Consider the following 17,411-nt stretch of genomic DNA (forward strand, 5'->3'; position numbering starts at 1 on the left):
AACTTTAAACAAAATCACAATGCTTCCTATAGCTTTTCATCCAATATACCAGCATCCTTTACCCGACGGGCACCGTTTTCCGATGCTGAAATACGAATTGTTACCCCAACAATTACTGCATGAAGGCACCGCTGTAGCTGCTGATTTTTTTGAACCTACTGGTTGCGACATCGAACTAGTTCTTGCAGCACATGAACAAGAATATGTTCAAAATTTAATAGCGCTACAAATTGAACCGCGAGCTGCTCGAAAAATTGGTTTTCCACTTTCAAAAGAATTAGTCGGACGTGAACTCACCATTGCACAAGGTACGGTCATGGGCGCTGTAAAAGCATTTGAGCACAAAATTGCATTTAATATTGCTGGCGGAACACATCATGCCTTTCCCGGTCATGGCGAAGCTTTTTGTTTACTTAACGACCAAGCCATTGCGGCCCACTATTTACTGGACAAAAACCTGGCAAAAAAAATCCTGATCATTGATTTAGATGTGCATCAAGGCAACGGAACTGCAGTCATCTTCCAGAATAACACACAGGTTTTTACTTTTTCTACGCATGGCAAAACTAATTATCCATTTAAAAAAGAAATCTCCGATCTGGATATCGCTTTTGAAGATCATACCACCGATGCTGTTTTCTTAAAAACAATTGCCGAAGTAATACCGCGTTTAATACAGGAACAAAAACCCGATTTTATTTTCTATTTATCAGGCGTTGATATTTTGCATACAGACAAATTAGGCAAATTAGGCTGCACGATAGAGGGCTGCAAAAAGCGAGACGAAATTGTTTTCGAACTCTGTGCCAAACATCAAATTCCCGTTCAAGTATCAATGGGTGGTGGTTATTCTCCAGAAATTAAAACCATTATTGAGGCGCACGCCAATACGTACCGAGTAGCGAAATCTATTTTTTAAAAAGAAAAAAACGGGACATCCCCAATGAGACATCCCGTTCTTTTCAACTCCTTACAAAAACTATTTACTTAGCAAAAGCAATTCATTAGCCACAATTTCAGTGATGTATCGTTTTTCACCGTTTTTATCTTCGTAGCTTCTGTGTACCAGCTTTCCTTCGATACCAATTTCTTTTCCTTTGGTTACGTATTTCTCTATTAAATCAGCAGTTTTACCCCAAGCAGTTACGCGGTGCCACTCGGTTTGCTCCACCTTATCCCCGTTTTCTTTGTAATAAACATCATTCGTGGCGATACTTATGTTGGCTAGTTTTTTTCCTCCTTCTAAAGTTTTAACTTCTGGATCTTGACCTACTCTTCCAATTAATTGTACTCTGTTTTTCATGGCGTGTAAATTTAAATATTAGTGTTTATTTGTTTGTATCTCGATCTTGTTTCAAATCGACAGTGCAAAGATGTGACCACTACCAAAAACTATTCGGTTGCTAACTACTTACTTTCGGTTGTAACTATTTGTAAGCGTTTGTAAATGGCAAATTTTTTAATTATATTTGTTGAAAATCAATTTATTATGCAAGCAGCAATCAACAAAGTAGAACTCCGAAATTTGAAATTTGAGGACTATAAAGAACTCAAAAATTCAATGGTCGAATCGTATCCAGAAATGACCGGATCCTACTGGAGAGAGCATCACATCGAAAAATTATTGAATCTTTTTCCCGAGGGACAGTTGGTTATTTTGGTAGATGGCAAGGTAGTTGGCTCTGCGCTTTCACTAATTGTTGATGAAAACTTAGTCGATAAAAATCATAATTACTCTGACATCACTGGCAAGTATACTTTTTCGACACACAATCCAAAAGGAGAAGTTTTGTATGGTATTGATGTTTTTATTCACCCCAATTATAGAGGTTTACGTTTGGGTCGTCGCCTATACGATGCGCGTAAGGAATTGTGCGAACAGCTGAACCTAAAAGCTATTGTTTTTGCCGGACGCATCCCTAATTACGGGCAACATGCCCAAACCTTATCGCCTAAAGATTATATCGAAAAAGTAAAACGAAAAGAATTGCATGACTCCGTACTTTCATTTCAATTGAGCAACGATTTTCACGTGCTGAAAGTCATGAAAAATTATTTAGAGGGCGATACCGACTCGAAAGAATTTGCTGTTTTACTGGAGTGGAACAACATTTATTTTGACAAAAGTCCAAAACTAATCAACTTAGAAAAAACGGTTATTCGCCTTGGACTCGTACAATGGCAAATGCGTCAATTGAATAACTTGGAAGCCTTATTTGAACAATGTGAGTTTTTTGTAGACGTGGTTTCTGGTTACGGAAGTGATTTTGCACTTTTTCCAGAACTGTTTACAGCACCGTTGATGGCTGATTACAACCACTTATCAGAGGCGGAAGCAATTCGCGAATTAGCCAAACACACCGAGCCCATTCACAAACGATTCAAAGAATTAGCTATATCCTACAATATCAACATCATTACCGGTAGCATGCCATACCTTGAAAATGGCACACTTTACAATGTAGGTTTCCTTTGCAAGCGAGATGGGACATCAGAGATGTACGCCAAAATTCACGTAACGCCAAACGAAGTACAACATTGGGGTATGACGGGCGGGTCACAAATTAAAACTTTTGATACCGATTGCGGAAAAATAGGAATTGTAATTTGTTATGATGTCGAATTTCCGGAGTTGTCGCGATTACTTGCCGATGAGGGAATGAATATTTTGTTTGTCCCTTTTCTAACCGATACACAAAACGCCTACACGCGCGTAAAGCATTGTGCACAAGCACGGGCTATTGAGAACGAATGTTATGTGGCCATTGCAGGTTGTGTGGGTAATCTACCAAAAGTAAACAACATGGATATTCAGTACGCGCAATCAGCTGTGTTTACACCATCTGACTTTGCCTTTCCGAGTAACGGAATCAAAGCAGAGGCTACTCCAAATACCGAAATGACGTTGATTGTAGATGTTGATTTAGACTTACTAAAAGAATTACACGAACACGGAAGCGTACGCATCCTGAAAGACAGAAGAACTGATTTATACGACATCAAAAAAATAAATCCATGACAAAAACCTGTTTAGAATGTGGAGAAAAAATTGTGGGTCGCGAAGACAAAAAGTTTTGTAGCGACGGCTGCAGAAATGCCTACAATAACAAAATCAATAAAGACAGTACCAATTACATGCGCAACATCAACAACAAGTTGCGCAAAAATTACCGCATTCTATCTGAACTCAATACCGAAGGTAAATCAAAAACCACTCGAGCGAAACTCCTTAGCAAAGGATTTGATTTCGATTTTTTTACCTCGATTCTTAATACCAAAACCGGAAACACCTACTACTTTTTATACGATCAGGGTTACATGGTTTTAGACAATGATTATTACATGTTAGTTAAAAAAGACCTATAAATACCACGACCCCAAATGCTATAACCAACCATGAAAAAAAATTACGCATCCTTTTTTAGCGCCTTGTTTATTACAGGCATTATCGGCTTTCTATTTTTTAGCCTAATGCCCCGGTGGACCGCTGAAGAAGAAGAAGAACCTTTTGCCGAATTCTCTACCAAAAGAGCTCTACAACACATCAAAGCTATTGCTCAAAAACCGCATTATGTAGGCTCAACCAATCACGATAACGTTGCCAATTATCTTGTACAAGAATTACGTAACCTCGGTCTCACTTCAAGCACGCAACAAGGCTACACCTTGAACGATAATGGACTCTTAGTTCAATCCAAAAACATTTTAGCACGAATTAAAGGCAGCAACTCCGGCAAAGCATTGGTTGTATTATCCCATTACGATAGTGCGCCACACTCCTACTCTCCCGGAGCGAGTGATGCAGGCTCAGGCGTAGCTACTATTTTAGAAAGTGTACGCGCATTTCTATACGCCAAAACACCACATAAAAATGACATTATTATCTTGTTTACCGATGCCGAAGAACTCGGATTAAATGGCGCAGCTCTTTTTGTAACCCAACATCAATGGGCTAAGGAAGTAGGTCTTGTTTTGAATTTTGAAGCGCGCGGCTCGTCAGGACCAAGCTATATGTTGATGGAAACTACCGCAGGCAATGAAGGAATGGTCAACGCTTTTGCGGAAGCAAAAACTAAATATCCAGTATCCAACTCCTTAATGTACAGTATTTACAAAATGTTGCCAAACGATACCGATCTCACAGTATTTAGAGAACAAGGCAAAATTCAAGGTTTTAATTTTGCTTTTATTGACGATCATTTTAACTACCATACCGCTCAAGACGATGTGGCGCATTTGAACCAAAACACATTAGCGCACCAAGGAACTTATTTGATGCCGTTGCTCAATTATTTTTCAAACGCCAATCTTGAAGCCACCAAAAGCAAACACGACGAAGTTTATTTTAGCATTCCGTACACTTTCATCCACTACCCGTTTAGCTGGAATATACCTTTGGTCGTTTTTGCAGCAATATGGCTTGCTTTTTTACTTTTTATAGGAAAAGCAAAAAGGTTGTTTTCGTTTCGAGAAATTGCTAAAGGATGTATTCCGTTATTTGGAAGTATACTTACCGCCGGTTTACTAACTTTTTTAGGATGGAAAAGTCTACTGTTATTTTATCCGCAGTACAACGATCTACTCAATGGCTTTACCTACAACGGTCATGATTATATTGCAGCATTTATGGCACTTACTCTTGCCATAAGTTTCACCTTTTACCATTTTTTCTCCGAGCGAAAAATAACCATGAATCATTTGGTTGCGCCACTTTTCTTATGGATCATTATTAATTTCGTACTTGTTTTTTTCCTTCCAGGAGCTGGATTTTTAATCATTCCTGTGTACTTTACCTTACTTGCATTAACAGCTTTTGTGGTCACACAAAAATCAAGGATAACTTTAAACGTTTTACTAAGTATTCCTGCGCTTCTGCTTTTGGTTCCGTTCATACAAATGTTTCCTATTGGTCTTGGTTTAAAGTTACTTTTTGGCAGTGCCAGCCTCACCGTTCTAACTTTTGTTTTGCTACTGCCTGTTTTTGGTTCGTATACCAAAAAAGGTTGGTGGGCAATTTTGTTTTATGTCATTGCAATAGGCTTTTTTGCGAAAGCAGATTTCAACTCTAGCTACGAATTAGGCAAAGCCAAATCCAACAGTTTGGTTTACGTTTATGATGCTGACACGAAACAAGCCAATTGGGCCACATACGACACCAATTTAGACAGTTGGACTAAGACTGTTCTTGGCAACCAACCCAAAGCTGCTACTAATAACACGATTAATTCACTCACAAGCAAATACAATTCTGGTTTTAGTTATACCGCTGCAGCACCGAAAGTAGCTTTGAAAGAACCATCGATCGTATTTTTAGAAGACCGAATAGTTGCTTCAAAAAGATACGTAGCACTACAGATTACACCGAATAGAAAAGTGAACCGCTACGATATTTTTGCTAATGAAAAGATGAAAATCTATAATTTCAAAGCCAATCGTACCACTGAAAACAATAATCCAACAGGTGAATACCGCAGAAAAGGATCTAATTTGTTACGCTATTATGTGGTAAATAATGCGCCTTTGGTTTTAAAATTTAATTTTGATGCCAATATCGCTTTCGACATGGAATTGCTAGAAAGTTCCTTTGATTTGATGAGCAATCCGCTATTTCAAATCCCGAAAAGAGAAAACTGGATGATGCCTACGCCATTTGTATTGACAGATGCTGTGGTGATTAAACAAAAAATTAAAGTTACTCCCGTGGCAATTGTTCCAACCGAAAACAATTTAATTATTCAGCCTTATCGGCAAGTGGTGAAAATTAAAGGTAATACTATAAGAAGAACAATTTCGAAAAACTTATAGATCAAATGCAGTTAAACACTCTACAAACTAAGATTCATGTCATGCAGGGACAAAATGTTATTCTTGACTATGATCTTGCAGCACTTTATGAAGTAGAAACCAAAGTACTAAATCAAGCCGTAAAAAGAAACAGCAAGCGCTTTCCTAGTGATTTTATGTTTCAATTAACCGATTCGGAATACGCTTCTTTAAGGTCACAAATTGTGACCTTAGATGCAAACGGACGGGGCAAGCATAGAAAATACAATCCGTATGCTTTCACAGAACAAGGAATAGCCATGCTCAGCGGCATTTTAAATTCTGATGTTGCGATACACGTTAATATTGCTATCATGCGTACCTTTGTCCATATGCGAAAATATGCATTAGAGCATAAAGAATTCAATGAAAGAATGCTTGAAATAGAAGCAAAATACGATAAAAAATTCAGCGATGTGTATGAAGCCTTAAATTACCTCATCCAAAAAGAAGAAAAAGAAACTACACAAAAAGTACGCAAGCAAATAGGTTATAAAAACAATGAAACAAATTAGCATATTAGGTTGTGGATGGCTCGGACTGCCTTTGGCGAAAGCCCTGATTACAGACGGTCACGCTGTAAAAGGCTCTACCACAACTACCGAGAAAGAAGCCATTTTAGCCGAAGCGCAAATTAAACCCTACTCGATACAACTTTCTGAGAGTGGAATAACGGGACCAATCACCAATTTTCTCGACGGGTCAACTACTTTACTCATTGATATTCCTCCGAAATTGCGCAGCACAGAAAGCGAAAATTTTGTTGCCAAAATCAACCAATTGATTCCTTTTATCGAGCAATCAACAATAGAAAATGTCCTATTCATCAGCTCAACATCAGTATTTAATGACCTTCAAGGCCTAATTACAAAATATACTATTCCTGATCCTGATACCGAAAGTGGCAAACAACTTTGGGAAACCGAACAACTTTTGCACAGCAACACGCGTTTCAAAACCACTGTACTTCGTTTTGGCGGATTGATTGGTGGCAACCGACATCCGATACATTTTTTATCCGGACGCCAACAAGTACCCAATCCAGATGCGCCGGTTAATTTAATTCATTTAGAAGATTGTATCGGAATCATAAAAACCATCCTAAAAAACAACTTGTGGGGACAAACTTGGAACGCCGCCGCACCTGCGCATCCTAGCCGAAAAGACTATTACACTCAAAAAGCATTAGAATTTGATTTGGCTCCGCCACAATTTGTTAACGAAGGCGGCTCCGACCAAAAAATAATAGGAACCGACGAGCTACAAAGCATATTAAAGTATACTTTTGCACAACCAAATTTGTGAAGTGAAAACCAAAATTAAGAATGCCGTTTCGTCAAAATTAAGTACCATTGGCTTGCCAATTCTGGCTTTGTGCTGGATTAGTTTTTTTTGGGGAACCACCTGGATCGCTTCCAAAGAAGGCGTAAAACACATGCCCGCTTTGCAACTAGTAGCTATCAGGCAATTTTTGGGCGGAATCATTTATATTTCCTTTTTCTTGTTCAAAAAAACCCCTTGGCCAAAAGGAAAGCAATGGAAAACTATTGCCATACTCAGTATTTTAAACTTCGTGTTGAGCAATGCACTAAGCACTTGGGGTGTCAAGTACATCAGCAGCGGCTTGGGCGCCATTATAGGTGCGTGTGTCCCGTTGTGGATTGTCATTATTTCCTTTTTTCAAGGAGAACGTTTATCTAAGTTCTCTATTCTGGGTTTGTTGATTAGTTTTAGTGGTGTTTGCGTGATTTTTTACGATCATTTAGCTGATTTTTTAATTCCTGATTTCCGCTTTGGAATCATCATTTCGGTGATTTCAACCATTACTTGGGCCTTTGGTACTTTGTACACCAAACAAAAAGCCGCCAGTTTTAATCCTTATTTTAGCCTAGGTATTCAAATGTTTTTGTCCAGTATTTTGCTTTTTGCCTACAATGGCGCCACCGGAACCGCTGTAAACCTAGCCGAAATACCGGCAATATCTTGGTGGTCTATTGCATATTTGGTTGTTTTTGGCTCGGTACTTACTTTTATCGCCTTTATTTATGCGTTGCAAAACTTACCAGCAGCCATCAGTAGTGTTTACTCGTACATTAACCCAATTATCGCTGTGTTGTTGGGCGCTTTGATTTTTGGCGAAACCCTAAATGCAGCTATAGCCATAGGCGGCAGCGTTACTTTATTTGGTTTGTATTTAGTAAATTACTCCTTACGAAAAGCACGAGCAAAAGAATAAAACACCAATAATTCACAACACTTTTTCTTGATTTTAGGAGCAGGCGTCTATCTTACCAAGTCGTTTTGTCCTGCTGTACGCTACAATCTCCTGTGCCATCCCGAAGCTTCGGGATTAGCACAGCAGGATTTTCGCTGCCATCAGGGCTATTAAAAGCGTGTTGATTTTCAGTAGGTAACTAAACCCGAGCATCTTGCCATCAGACGATACAAAACCAAAGGAAGGAAATCATTTGGTTCTAAAACGGAGACACCTAACAGGTTTTTGAAACCTGTTAGGTGTTTGAAACGGGTTAGGTGTTTGCAATTAATCAAGAATAAGAACAGCCGTCACATCGAGCACAGTCGAGATAACGTTTCCTTTTTTTACAACAAATACAATCGAGATACAATGTAGGTTCTCGACTGCACTCGAACTGACAACGTACTATTTGCTGATTTTGTAATGAAAATAAAACGAACTATCGTAGCCCCGATGGAAGCGGCATCTCCCGATTTAGAAAAACAAGGCTTTTTGGCCGTAGTTTTTATTTATCGGGAATACAGCGCACAGCGGGACAACTCGCGAACGGAGCAATAAAGTACTGCTCCTAAAATTACAACTTGTGTAAAAGAATATCTAACCCGATATTAAAAGTGTTGACTGTCCGTATTTTTTTATCCAGAGTTCCTCAAAACCTAGAGCGGAAGAGTTAAAAAACGACCTTAATTTATTTAATGGCCGAGCGATGCGGCACCTTCATGACCTCATAAATAATTTTGAGGTGGTATTTTACGGTGTTTTCTGAAATGTGCAGTTTGTTGGCGATTTCTTTGTTGGTCAAACCATTTTTAATCCAAGTGATGATTTCGCGTTGCCTATCTGTAAAATCGTATTCAGGCAAGATGACTGTTGCGGCATCATCGGTTTTTTGTTGGTGCGTTAACTTTTCAATTTCACCATAAATACGGGTATTTTCTTGTTCAACAAGTATTCTACGAGTTTTGTTAGAATAGTACAAACGCACTGCAAAATACAGCAGTAGCAGCAATGCCACGATTACGCCATACAAGATGTAATCAAGGTAACGTGCGTTTTGCTCTTTCAATTTGGTGTTTTCTTGTTCTAATTGCAGCTCTGCCAACTCGAGTTTACCATTAGCATCGGTGGCATCGTAGAGTTTTACAATTGAATCGTATTTTTTTTGAACATCAAATGCGTTTTTATAATCGTTATTTTCTTGATAAGTATTGCGCATTACCTCGTACAGGTACATTTCGTACTTGATTTTTTTGTATTTTTTGGCAATGGCTAAGCCCTCTTTGAATGCGTTATCACGTTGTGCGTCTAACTTCATTTTATTGTACACTTCAATTTTTTTACCAAAAATATTAGGTAAATGTTCTGGTGCTTCGGCTTTGATGATGGCAGCTGCTTCGTCTAACAATTGCAGGGCTTCGTCATACTTTTTATCTAACATTTTTAAGTAGCCATCTTGCATAATCAACCACGATTTGGTTCCCGCAGTTAAGTGTTTATAGCCCTCTTTACGCAAGATTACTAATAATTTGGCTGCCTTGTCGTACTCGTGATTATCAAAATATACAAAACATCTCTCTGCTGAAATGGTATTGGTAACTTCTTGAGGATGGTCACTTTTCATTCCTTCTAAAAGTGCTTGCTCCAGTTTATTTAATGCTTTAGTGTAGTTAAAAAGTCGTTTGTAGGTGTACGACATATACAAATACGCAAAATATTTATCGTACGACGAAGCGTTAGAATTGGTTGTAATCTTGCTTAAAACAATAATCGATTTCTCGTATTGCTGTGCATCGTTATAGCCATTTATTTGTTTTTCGAGTTTTATGATGTGTGGAGGTTGCCCTAAAACAGCGCAAATTCCTGATAGAAAAATCATAAAAACCAAAGCGTACTTTTTTATCATTTTTAACTTTTTTTCAAAGATAATAAATGCAGTAGATTTTCAACAAAAATAATAATTTTCACAAACAATTCATTTACAGTTTTTTACGTAACCGACTACCCGACGGGTAGTCAGCAAAACTACCCACTAACTACCCGCTCTAATCTAGGAAAATCTAAAAATCATGTTAATCTTTGTACTTTCAATAAAACAATGTTATGCAACAACTGCTCAATTTTTTAAAACTCCTTTTTCTGAAAAGAGACGAAGCTATTTATACTTGCTTTCAAAACAACATAAAACTCACCGATAAAAACATCACCGAAGTGAGGCAAATTTTGAAACACAAAAAAATATTGTGAAAAAATCTTATTTCAAAAAAGTATTAACAATTCATATAAAAATGTTAATTTTTAACAAATAATACAAAACCTAAGTAAAAAATTTAACGTAATTAATGTATTCCAAACCAATAAATTTATGAAAAAAAAATTATTTATCCCTAGCATTATCATGCTCATGTTATTCCTAAACAATAATTATGTTCTAGGACAGTGTAGTACTTCGCTTACTTCAGCTGCTTCAGCAACCAATTTGTTAACTACAACAGGGCAGTCTTTTCAAGTTTCTTGTACAGGCACTTTAGGAACAATATCTTTTACACCAACAGCAGGTTCTAGTGTAGATGTATTCAATCCAGGTGAAGATATAAATGTTGGAGTACGTTTGTTAAATGCAGGAGGAACTGTTCTTGCCACTGGATCAATTGCAGGTCAAACCACAACAGACTCATGGGGTCCAGGAATTACTAAAACTTTTGATTTTACAACTGCCAACATAAATTTAATTGCGAACACCACATACCGTTGGGAACTTTATAATAATTTTGGTACACTTTATCTTTTAACTTTCTCTAATTCAAATCTTTATACAAACGGTACTGCCTTTAATAATGGAGTTGCGCAAACATCTTCCGATTTTCATGGTTGGACTGTTAACGTGATTGCTGGCGCACAAAATACTTTTGCAATCGGCAGTAACATTAATGTTGTAACCTCTGGAAACGTAACTATCAATTACAAAGGTGGCGCACTAACCAATAATGGAACCATCTCCAATAACAATGGAACCCTAGCTTTTTCAGCACCTGTAACTTTTGCAGGAACTGGTACTACTAACACAAGAAACCTCAAAATTGAACACACGGGTAGTAGCCGCTTAAACAACCGCATCAATGTCTTTGGAAGTGTTGACGTTAGCAACGGAAGCTTGAATGCCAACAACAACCTTACCCTAGTTTCTAATGCAGCAGGATCAGCAGTAATCGCTCCTTTTACTACAGGAAGCATTACAGGTAAAGTTACCGTACAACGCTACATTCCTCAAGGCAAAAGAGCGTTTCGCTTTTTGAGTCCGGGTGTAACTACTGACGATTTTATTAGCAACAACTGGCAATTGGGCACACACATTACTGGCTCAACAACAGGCGCTAACGGTTTTGATGCTACTGGTACTGGTAGCCCATCGTTATTTACTTACAATAACAACCAAGTTACTGGAAGTGGTTGGACAGCAGTAGCCTCTACCAATGCTACCAATTTACAAGCTGGTCAAGGCTACCGTCTTTTGGTACGTGGTGACCGTAATGTAAACATCAATAGTAACTCGCTTCCTACGATGAATGCAGCTGTGACTCTCAGCGCAACGGGTACGATACGCAGTGGCAATGTAGTTTTTGATACTGCTTTAAATGCGACTAGCAATTTGGTAACCAATGGCTACAGTTTAGTAGGTAACCCTTACGTAAATACCGTAGACTGGAACGCTTTAACTAAGGTAGGTTTAACCGACTCGTATTACATTTGGGACCCGAACATGGGTACTGCCGCACAAAGAGGGCGTTATGTGGTGTATAGCAGCACTACAGGTTCAAGCAATGTGGCCTCAGCTGCAAACCAATATATTCAGCCAGGGCAAGCATTTTTTGTACAAAACAGCGTACTAGGAACGCCTGGAACACTGACTTTTCAAGAAATTAACAAAGTAGGCAATGCCAACTTGACTAGTGTTTTTAGAACACAAAAAAATCCGATGGCTCGTTTGGACTTGAGCGTTTATGAAACTAGCGAATTAACTACAGGCGGTTTCCCCATTGATGCTACTGTAGCTGTTTTTGATGCTGCTTTTAGCGCCGATATTGACAAGGCTGATGTTGCCAAACTAAGTACTGGAACAGAAAACCTATCTATTAGTAATAATACCAAAACATGGGCTATTGATGCTCGTGGACCAATTAGCGAAAAAGACGAAGTGCTTTTGAATTTACAAGACTTTCAAGCCAATAAAAACTATAGTTTCCGTACGCAGTTTTCGAATTTTGATGCATCAGTAAGTCCGTTTTTGGTAGATAAATTTTTAGGAACTACTACTGCAATAACGACCGATAGTGCTACTACACTAAACTTTACAACCACAGCAGCAGCGGCATCGTATGCAAGCGATCGTTTTAAGATAGCGTTTACAAACAAAACGTTGGATACCAAAGATTTTGAAGCAGCGCAATTACAATTGTACCCGAACCCTGTAGTAAACGGTCAATTTTCAATTGATTTACCAAATACCATGAGCGGAACGGTTAACGTAAAAATTATCAACTTGATTGGACAAACGGTTTATGAAACCAATACCGAAGCCAAAAACAGCATTCGTATTAACACGCAATCACCGCTACCGCAAGCTGTTTACTTGGTACAACTAACCAACAATGGCGAGCGTTTTACTAAAAAAATTACTGTTAACTAATTACAATGTTACTCATGAAAAAACAAACTTTATCCATACTGCTTAGCCTTAGCGCTTTACTATTTCCATTTGTAACAGCACTGGCTCAGGCAGAAGAATTTCCAGAAGATGTACAAGATGTACCAGCGGCACCTATAAACGACTGGATTCCGCTACTATTGCTACTTGCTATTGCCGTCGCTTTTTATTTCTTTAAAAAACAGCACAATAGCAACAATAAATTAAACAAGTGGTAGATTAAGTAAGTCGAAAGTATCAAAGTCATAAAGTAATAAAAAGCTGAAGCAACCTATATTCTTTCAGTGCAAAACAAAAAATTTAAATAAGAATGAAAAAACTTTTCTTTTTAGGCTTAAGCCTTATCGCATTAAACGCAACTGCGCAATCTGTAGCGATTAATACCGATGGTAGCACCGCTGATCCATCTGCTATTTTAGATTTAAAAAGCACCAACCAAGGGGTTTTAGTACCACGCTTAACACAAACGCAAAGAACTGCAATTGCAACACCTGCCACAGGTTTAATGGTGTACCAAACTGATGCTACTGCTGGTTTTTATTATAATGCTGGTACTCCAGCTACTCCGAATTGGCAACCTATCGGTGGTGGAGGTGGCACTTCTTTGCCAGCACAAACTGGTAATGCAGGTAAAGTCCTAACTACAAATGGCACAAACCCAAGCTGGGCAAACGCACCCATTTTAGGAACATTACAAGTAAGTCCTGTTACTTCAGGAGGTTCTTCAACCGTTACAGTATCTGATTTAAACGTTAGAACCATTATGCTTGATTACCAAACAGGAAATGGAAATGCAACTGGTACAACTATAAACATTATTGTACCAAGTGCAGCAAGTTATCCAGCTGGTACAATACTTACATTTTCTAGTACAAATACAACAACAACATCTCCATTAGCTGGTGGTGGGAGTTACACATTTACCTCTCCAAACTCCACCATTACTGCACATGTTGCAAATAATCTTCCTACAGGAACTGCTGTTACACTAACAAATAATGCTGCAGGTGGAGTTTTTAATGTGATTACCGATGGTGTAAGCAAATGGTATAGAATTAATTAAACTAAAATATATTGAACCATTTGCGCAAAGTCAGCAGACTTTGCGCACTAATGAATAAAAAAATTAAACCAAATGAAAAAACTTTTCTTTTTAGGCCTTAGCCTTATCGCATTAAACGCAACTGCGCAATCTGTAGCTATTAACACGGATGGTAGCACTGCTGATCCATCTGCTATTTTAGATTTAAAAAGCAGCAACCAAGGGGTTTTAGTACCTCGTTTAACACAAACGCAAAGAACTGCAATTGCTACTCCTGCCACAGGTTTAATGGTGTACCAAACCGATGCTACTGCTGGTTTTTATTTTTATAATGGAACGGCTTGGACGAGTTTAAATGGAGCAAACGGCACTAACGGTACAAATGGTGCCAACGGCCAAGGTGTACCAACTGGCGGTACTGCCAATCAAGTACTAGCAAAAGTTAACGCTGCTGATTTTAATACACAATGGGTAACACCAAGCAGTTCTGATAATCTTGGTAACCACACCGCAACACAAGCCTTAAATATGAATAGCAATGCGATCACAGGCGCAACAAATATTACGGCAACGGGAACTGCTACTTTAGGAGGCAATGCCTACCCAACTAATACAGGTACCAACGGACAGGTATTACAAACAAACGGTGCTGGTGCTCTAAGTTGGGGCTCAGCTTCAGGTGGCGGCTCTAGTTTACAATTGGTAGTTACAAAAACTGTTGGTCAAACAACTCAAGCAGCAAGCTCATTGACGCTTCCTGATGTAGTTAATTTTGAAAGCGCCAATGGTACAGGTGCTGCGCTTACAGGCGGAAATACATGGACCAACAACAATACTTTTACCGTAGGTCCAGGAGGTGCAGGTACTTATTTAATACAAGTGCAACTAATGGGATTAACCAATAGTCTTGTATTAGCTTTACCAATGATTGAAATGAATAACACAGGTAATGGTGGATCCAATTTTTATGGAACATCTGTTGCTAATATTAATGCACAGTCTCCTCATAAATCAAGAGGACAGCTCACTTCAGTAGTGTATATGACCGCTGGCGAATTTTTTAAAATTAGAGCTTTGAGTTCATCAAACGCTATAGGAGCTGATTTTACCCTCAATGGCAGTACCAAGGTTACTGTGGTCAAGCTAAATTAGATCTAATTAGTCAAAACAATAATATTAAATAGGCTGGCTGTTTTGGTCGGCCTATTTGTTTTAATTTTGCAAGTTATGAAACAGTTTTTTCTACACCCCAAAAAAGCACAGTGGTTCATTTTTGTCATTGCTGTCTTGATTTATGCCAATACTATTCCTAATAAATGGGCTATAGATGATAGCGTTATTGTTTATCACAATAGTTTTGTAAAAAAAGGTGTTTCCGGCATTCCTGATATTTTAAGCAAAGATGCCTTTGCTGGCTTTTATGGAAACGACATCAATGCGGTTGCTGGAGGCAGGTACCGACCACTAACACCTGTAGTGTTCGCCGTTCAGGCAGAAGTATTTGCTCCTACCAAAAAAGACGAAATTCAAAAAATTGAAAAAGATAAAGAAGGGTATAAAATAAAAGATCTTTCAGAAAAAACGTGGTTTGCAAATATCCTTCATTTTTTTAATATCCTTTGGTATGGTTTGCTTTGCTTGGTTTTATATAGAACTTTGTTGCTTCTATTTTCGATAAAAAACAAAGAAAATGTTTTCAAACAAAATTTTATTGCGCTAGGTACAACATTGCTTTTCGCGGTGCATCCTTTACATACTGAGGCTGTTGCCAATGTGAAAGGCTTAGATGAGATTTTGGCGTTATTAGGAGCATTAGCAAGTTTGTATTGTGTGCTAAAATTAGTAGAAATAAAAAATGAAAGTAATGAAGGCACATCGAAACTAAAATGGCAACTGGGCGCGGTCGCATCTTTTTTCGCAGCCTTAATGGCCAAAGAATCTGCAGTTACTTTCATCGCTGTTATTCCAATGGCGCTGTGGTTTTTTTCAGAAGTGTCGCTTAAAACCATTTTTAAACTTACAGTCCCTTTGTTGCTTCCTTTGGTTCTCTTTTTAGGTATTCGTAATGCCGTATTACATCAGCCTAATAAGGGTGAAATTGCAGAAGAATTGATGAATGATCCATTTCTAGTATTAGATCCTGAATCGAAATACGAACCATTGATTGAAGGGTCATCTATAAAAAAACTTGTGGAGCCTAATGCCAACACCTTTACCCAAATGCCGTACAGCAACAAATTGGCAACCAATTTTTATACGTATGCTGTTTACTTGAAATTGTTAGTAGCTCCTTATCCTTTAACAACCGATTATTACCCAAGGCACATTGAAATAAAATCATTTTCAGACATCAGTGTTTTGTTTTCTTTGTTGTTACATTTATTCCTTTTTATTTGGGCCCTCTTTCATATCCATAAACGAAATAGTATTGCGTTTGGCATTTTGTACTATTTCATTACTTTTTCAATTGTATCCAATTTGTTCTTTCCGATAGGTACCAATATGGCAGAACGTTTTATGTTTATGCCTTCACTTGGTTTTTGTTTGATTGTAGTTTACTTAGCATATCAATTAGGTTCAAAATGGAGCAAGCCGAATGAGATTAACGGTTTCAGTGCAATTTATAAAATTGCGGTAGTTGTTGTACTTCTTTTTACAAGTCTTACCATCAATAGAAATTTTGACTGGAAAGATAATTTCACTTTATTCTCAAAAGACGTCTTAGTTTCGAAAAACAGTGGTAAAATTCATACCGATTTGGCTGGGGAGATGATAAATAAAGCCATTACAATGCAGTCAGTAAAAGAAAAAGAAATCGAAGACTGGACTTTAGAAGAAAAACTAGAAGCTTTAAAAGAAAATCAATATGAGCGGATGGAATTAGTGAAAAGTGCGATCCCTCTATTACAAAAGTCTCTCGAGGTACACCCCATGAGTAATGCAGCTTGGTTGCAAATGGCCAATGGACAGCATTTTTTAGGGCAAATCGAAGATAATGAGCCCAAAGTAAATTTAACTTATTTACACACGGCCTTAGCTGCCTATGATCAAGCGTATTACTATCGAGGAAGAGGAATGGACTCTACAATTGTTAAATACAAAGCCATCTGCTTGATGGATATAGGTAAATTGATAGGACAAAAACTAGGAGATATTCCTAGTGCTATCGTATCATTAGAAAAAGCCAAAGCATTGAGTCCAAAAAATGCGGAAATTTATCTCTTACTAGGAACAGCCTATTCGATGATTAATGAGTACGAAAAAACAATTGAAAACTGTTTAAAGAGTGTTTCGCTCCGATCAAATGACAGAGATACAAAACAAAATTTGGCTGTTGCTTATCAGCAATATGCATTTGCAAATGCAACCAAGCGTAACCTATTGCCATTGGCCGAGAAAATTCTCTTAGACGTTTACAAAGAAGAGAAAAAGTTAGATGATAATGACGTCACTAAAAAAGATGCCATGATTCGTACTTTGGATTTAATTTATAAAAATTATACCATACAAGGCAAGCTAGATAAAGCAAACGAATACAAGAAAGAAGTACTGTATTTGAATCCCAATGCATATCTTAATTAAATCAT

At 37.9% G+C, this 17,411-nt stretch carries 14 protein-coding genes; 12 read left to right on the forward strand and 2 right to left on the reverse strand.

The annotated features are described in order from the left end of the window. The first annotated feature begins 19 nt into the window (after nucleotides 1–19). Nucleotides 20–919: a histone deacetylase family protein gene (locus G9Q29_RS00340; RefSeq protein ID WP_166132525.1), complete on the forward strand. Its 900-nt coding sequence runs from the start codon at nucleotides 20–22 to the stop codon at nucleotides 917–919. 60 nt (nucleotides 920–979) lie between these two features. On the opposite strand, the gene G9Q29_RS00345 is transcribed toward G9Q29_RS00340, so the two are convergent. Beyond that, entirely contained in the window at nucleotides 980–1,303 is a 324-nt protein-coding gene (locus G9Q29_RS00345; RefSeq protein WP_166132526.1) for a single-stranded DNA-binding protein, read from the reverse strand. A gap of 186 nt (nucleotides 1,304–1,489) precedes the next feature. Between G9Q29_RS00345 and G9Q29_RS00350 the strand changes: the two genes are divergently transcribed. The 6 genes from G9Q29_RS00350 to G9Q29_RS00375 are packed head-to-tail and all read left to right on the forward strand — an operon-like array spanning nucleotide 1,490 to nucleotide 8,059. Then, nucleotides 1,490–3,019, forward strand: coding sequence for a bifunctional GNAT family N-acetyltransferase/carbon-nitrogen hydrolase family protein (locus tag G9Q29_RS00350; RefSeq protein ID WP_166132527.1), 1,530 nt, complete (start codon nucleotides 1,490–1,492; stop codon nucleotides 3,017–3,019). Further along, nucleotides 3,016–3,366, forward strand: a complete 351-nt coding sequence (locus G9Q29_RS00355; RefSeq protein ID WP_166132528.1) for a hypothetical protein — start codon at nucleotides 3,016–3,018, stop codon at nucleotides 3,364–3,366. The genes G9Q29_RS00350 and G9Q29_RS00355 overlap by 4 nt, the downstream gene beginning before the upstream one ends. A gap of 30 nt (nucleotides 3,367–3,396) precedes the next feature. Next, nucleotides 3,397–5,805: a M28 family peptidase gene (locus tag G9Q29_RS00360; protein ID WP_166132529.1), complete on the forward strand. Its 2,409-nt coding sequence runs from the start codon at nucleotides 3,397–3,399 to the stop codon at nucleotides 5,803–5,805. Nucleotides 5,806–5,810: 5 nt separating this feature from the next. Continuing rightward, on the forward strand, nucleotides 5,811–6,338 hold the full coding sequence (locus tag G9Q29_RS00365; protein WP_166132530.1) for an ORF6N domain-containing protein: 528 nt from the start codon (nucleotides 5,811–5,813) through the stop codon (nucleotides 6,336–6,338). Further along, a complete protein-coding gene (locus G9Q29_RS00370) occupies nucleotides 6,325–7,128 on the forward strand; it encodes a Rossmann-fold NAD(P)-binding domain-containing protein (RefSeq protein WP_166132531.1) in 804 nt (267 codons plus the stop codon). The genes G9Q29_RS00365 and G9Q29_RS00370 overlap by 14 nt, the downstream gene beginning before the upstream one ends. A gap of 1 nt (nucleotide 7,129) precedes the next feature. Then, entirely contained in the window at nucleotides 7,130–8,059 is a 930-nt protein-coding gene (locus G9Q29_RS00375) for a DMT family transporter (protein WP_236364378.1), read from the forward strand. A gap of 709 nt (nucleotides 8,060–8,768) precedes the next feature. On the opposite strand, the gene G9Q29_RS00380 is transcribed toward G9Q29_RS00375, so the two are convergent. Further along, on the reverse strand, nucleotides 8,769–9,983 hold the full coding sequence (locus G9Q29_RS00380; protein ID WP_166132532.1) for a helix-turn-helix transcriptional regulator: 1,215 nt from the start codon (nucleotides 9,981–9,983) through the stop codon (nucleotides 8,769–8,771). Nucleotides 9,984–10,442: 459 nt separating this feature from the next. On the opposite strand from G9Q29_RS00380, the gene G9Q29_RS00385 reads away from it, so the two are divergent. The 5 genes from G9Q29_RS00385 (at nucleotide 10,443) to G9Q29_RS00410 (ending at nucleotide 17,406) form a co-directional block, all read left to right on the forward strand. Further along, complete coding sequence (locus G9Q29_RS00385; RefSeq protein WP_166132533.1) at nucleotides 10,443–12,764, forward strand: T9SS type A sorting domain-containing protein; 2,322 nt, start codon at nucleotides 10,443–10,445, stop codon at nucleotides 12,762–12,764. A 14-nt stretch (nucleotides 12,765–12,778) separates the two neighbouring features. Continuing rightward, a complete protein-coding gene (locus tag G9Q29_RS00390; protein ID WP_166132534.1) occupies nucleotides 12,779–13,000 on the forward strand; it encodes a hypothetical protein in 222 nt (73 codons plus the stop codon). Nucleotides 13,001–13,092: 92 nt separating this feature from the next. Further along, nucleotides 13,093–13,845, forward strand: a complete 753-nt coding sequence (locus G9Q29_RS00395) for a hypothetical protein (protein WP_166132535.1) — start codon at nucleotides 13,093–13,095, stop codon at nucleotides 13,843–13,845. Nucleotides 13,846–13,917: 72 nt separating this feature from the next. After that, complete coding sequence (locus G9Q29_RS00400; RefSeq protein WP_166132536.1) at nucleotides 13,918–14,976, forward strand: hypothetical protein; 1,059 nt, start codon at nucleotides 13,918–13,920, stop codon at nucleotides 14,974–14,976. Nucleotides 14,977–15,051: 75 nt separating this feature from the next. Continuing rightward, nucleotides 15,052–17,406 (forward strand): tetratricopeptide repeat protein, encoded by a 2,355-nt coding sequence (locus tag G9Q29_RS00410; RefSeq protein ID WP_222616834.1) that lies wholly within the window; start codon nucleotides 15,052–15,054, stop codon nucleotides 17,404–17,406. Nucleotides 17,407–17,411 lie beyond the last annotated feature (5 nt).

The organism is Flavobacterium turcicum, from assembly GCF_011365745.1.
Lineage (GTDB): Bacteria > Bacteroidota > Bacteroidia > Flavobacteriales > Flavobacteriaceae > Flavobacterium > Flavobacterium turcicum.

Coding starts and splice junctions, on each gene's coding strand:
- G9Q29_RS00390 (WP_166132534.1), top strand. CDS start 12,779: ATGAAAAAACAAACTTTATCCATACTGCTTAGCCTTAGCGCTTTACTA.
- G9Q29_RS00380 (WP_166132532.1), bottom strand. CDS start 9,983: ATGATAAAAAAGTACGCTTTGGTTTTTATGATTTTTCTATCAGGAATT.
- G9Q29_RS00385 (WP_166132533.1), top strand. CDS start 10,443: ATGAAAAAAAAATTATTTATCCCTAGCATTATCATGCTCATGTTATTC.
- G9Q29_RS00360 (WP_166132529.1), top strand. CDS start 3,397: ATGAAAAAAAATTACGCATCCTTTTTTAGCGCCTTGTTTATTACAGGC.
- G9Q29_RS00370 (WP_166132531.1), top strand. CDS start 6,325: ATGAAACAAATTAGCATATTAGGTTGTGGATGGCTCGGACTGCCTTTG.
- G9Q29_RS00340 (WP_166132525.1), top strand. CDS start 20: ATGCTTCCTATAGCTTTTCATCCAATATACCAGCATCCTTTACCCGAC.
- G9Q29_RS00410 (WP_222616834.1), top strand. CDS start 15,052: ATGAAACAGTTTTTTCTACACCCCAAAAAAGCACAGTGGTTCATTTTT.
- G9Q29_RS00365 (WP_166132530.1), top strand. CDS start 5,811: ATGCAGTTAAACACTCTACAAACTAAGATTCATGTCATGCAGGGACAA.
- G9Q29_RS00355 (WP_166132528.1), top strand. CDS start 3,016: ATGACAAAAACCTGTTTAGAATGTGGAGAAAAAATTGTGGGTCGCGAA.
- G9Q29_RS00400 (WP_166132536.1), top strand. CDS start 13,918: ATGAAAAAACTTTTCTTTTTAGGCCTTAGCCTTATCGCATTAAACGCA.
- G9Q29_RS00345 (WP_166132526.1), bottom strand. CDS start 1,303: ATGAAAAACAGAGTACAATTAATTGGAAGAGTAGGTCAAGATCCAGAA.
- G9Q29_RS00350 (WP_166132527.1), top strand. CDS start 1,490: ATGCAAGCAGCAATCAACAAAGTAGAACTCCGAAATTTGAAATTTGAG.
- G9Q29_RS00395 (WP_166132535.1), top strand. CDS start 13,093: ATGAAAAAACTTTTCTTTTTAGGCTTAAGCCTTATCGCATTAAACGCA.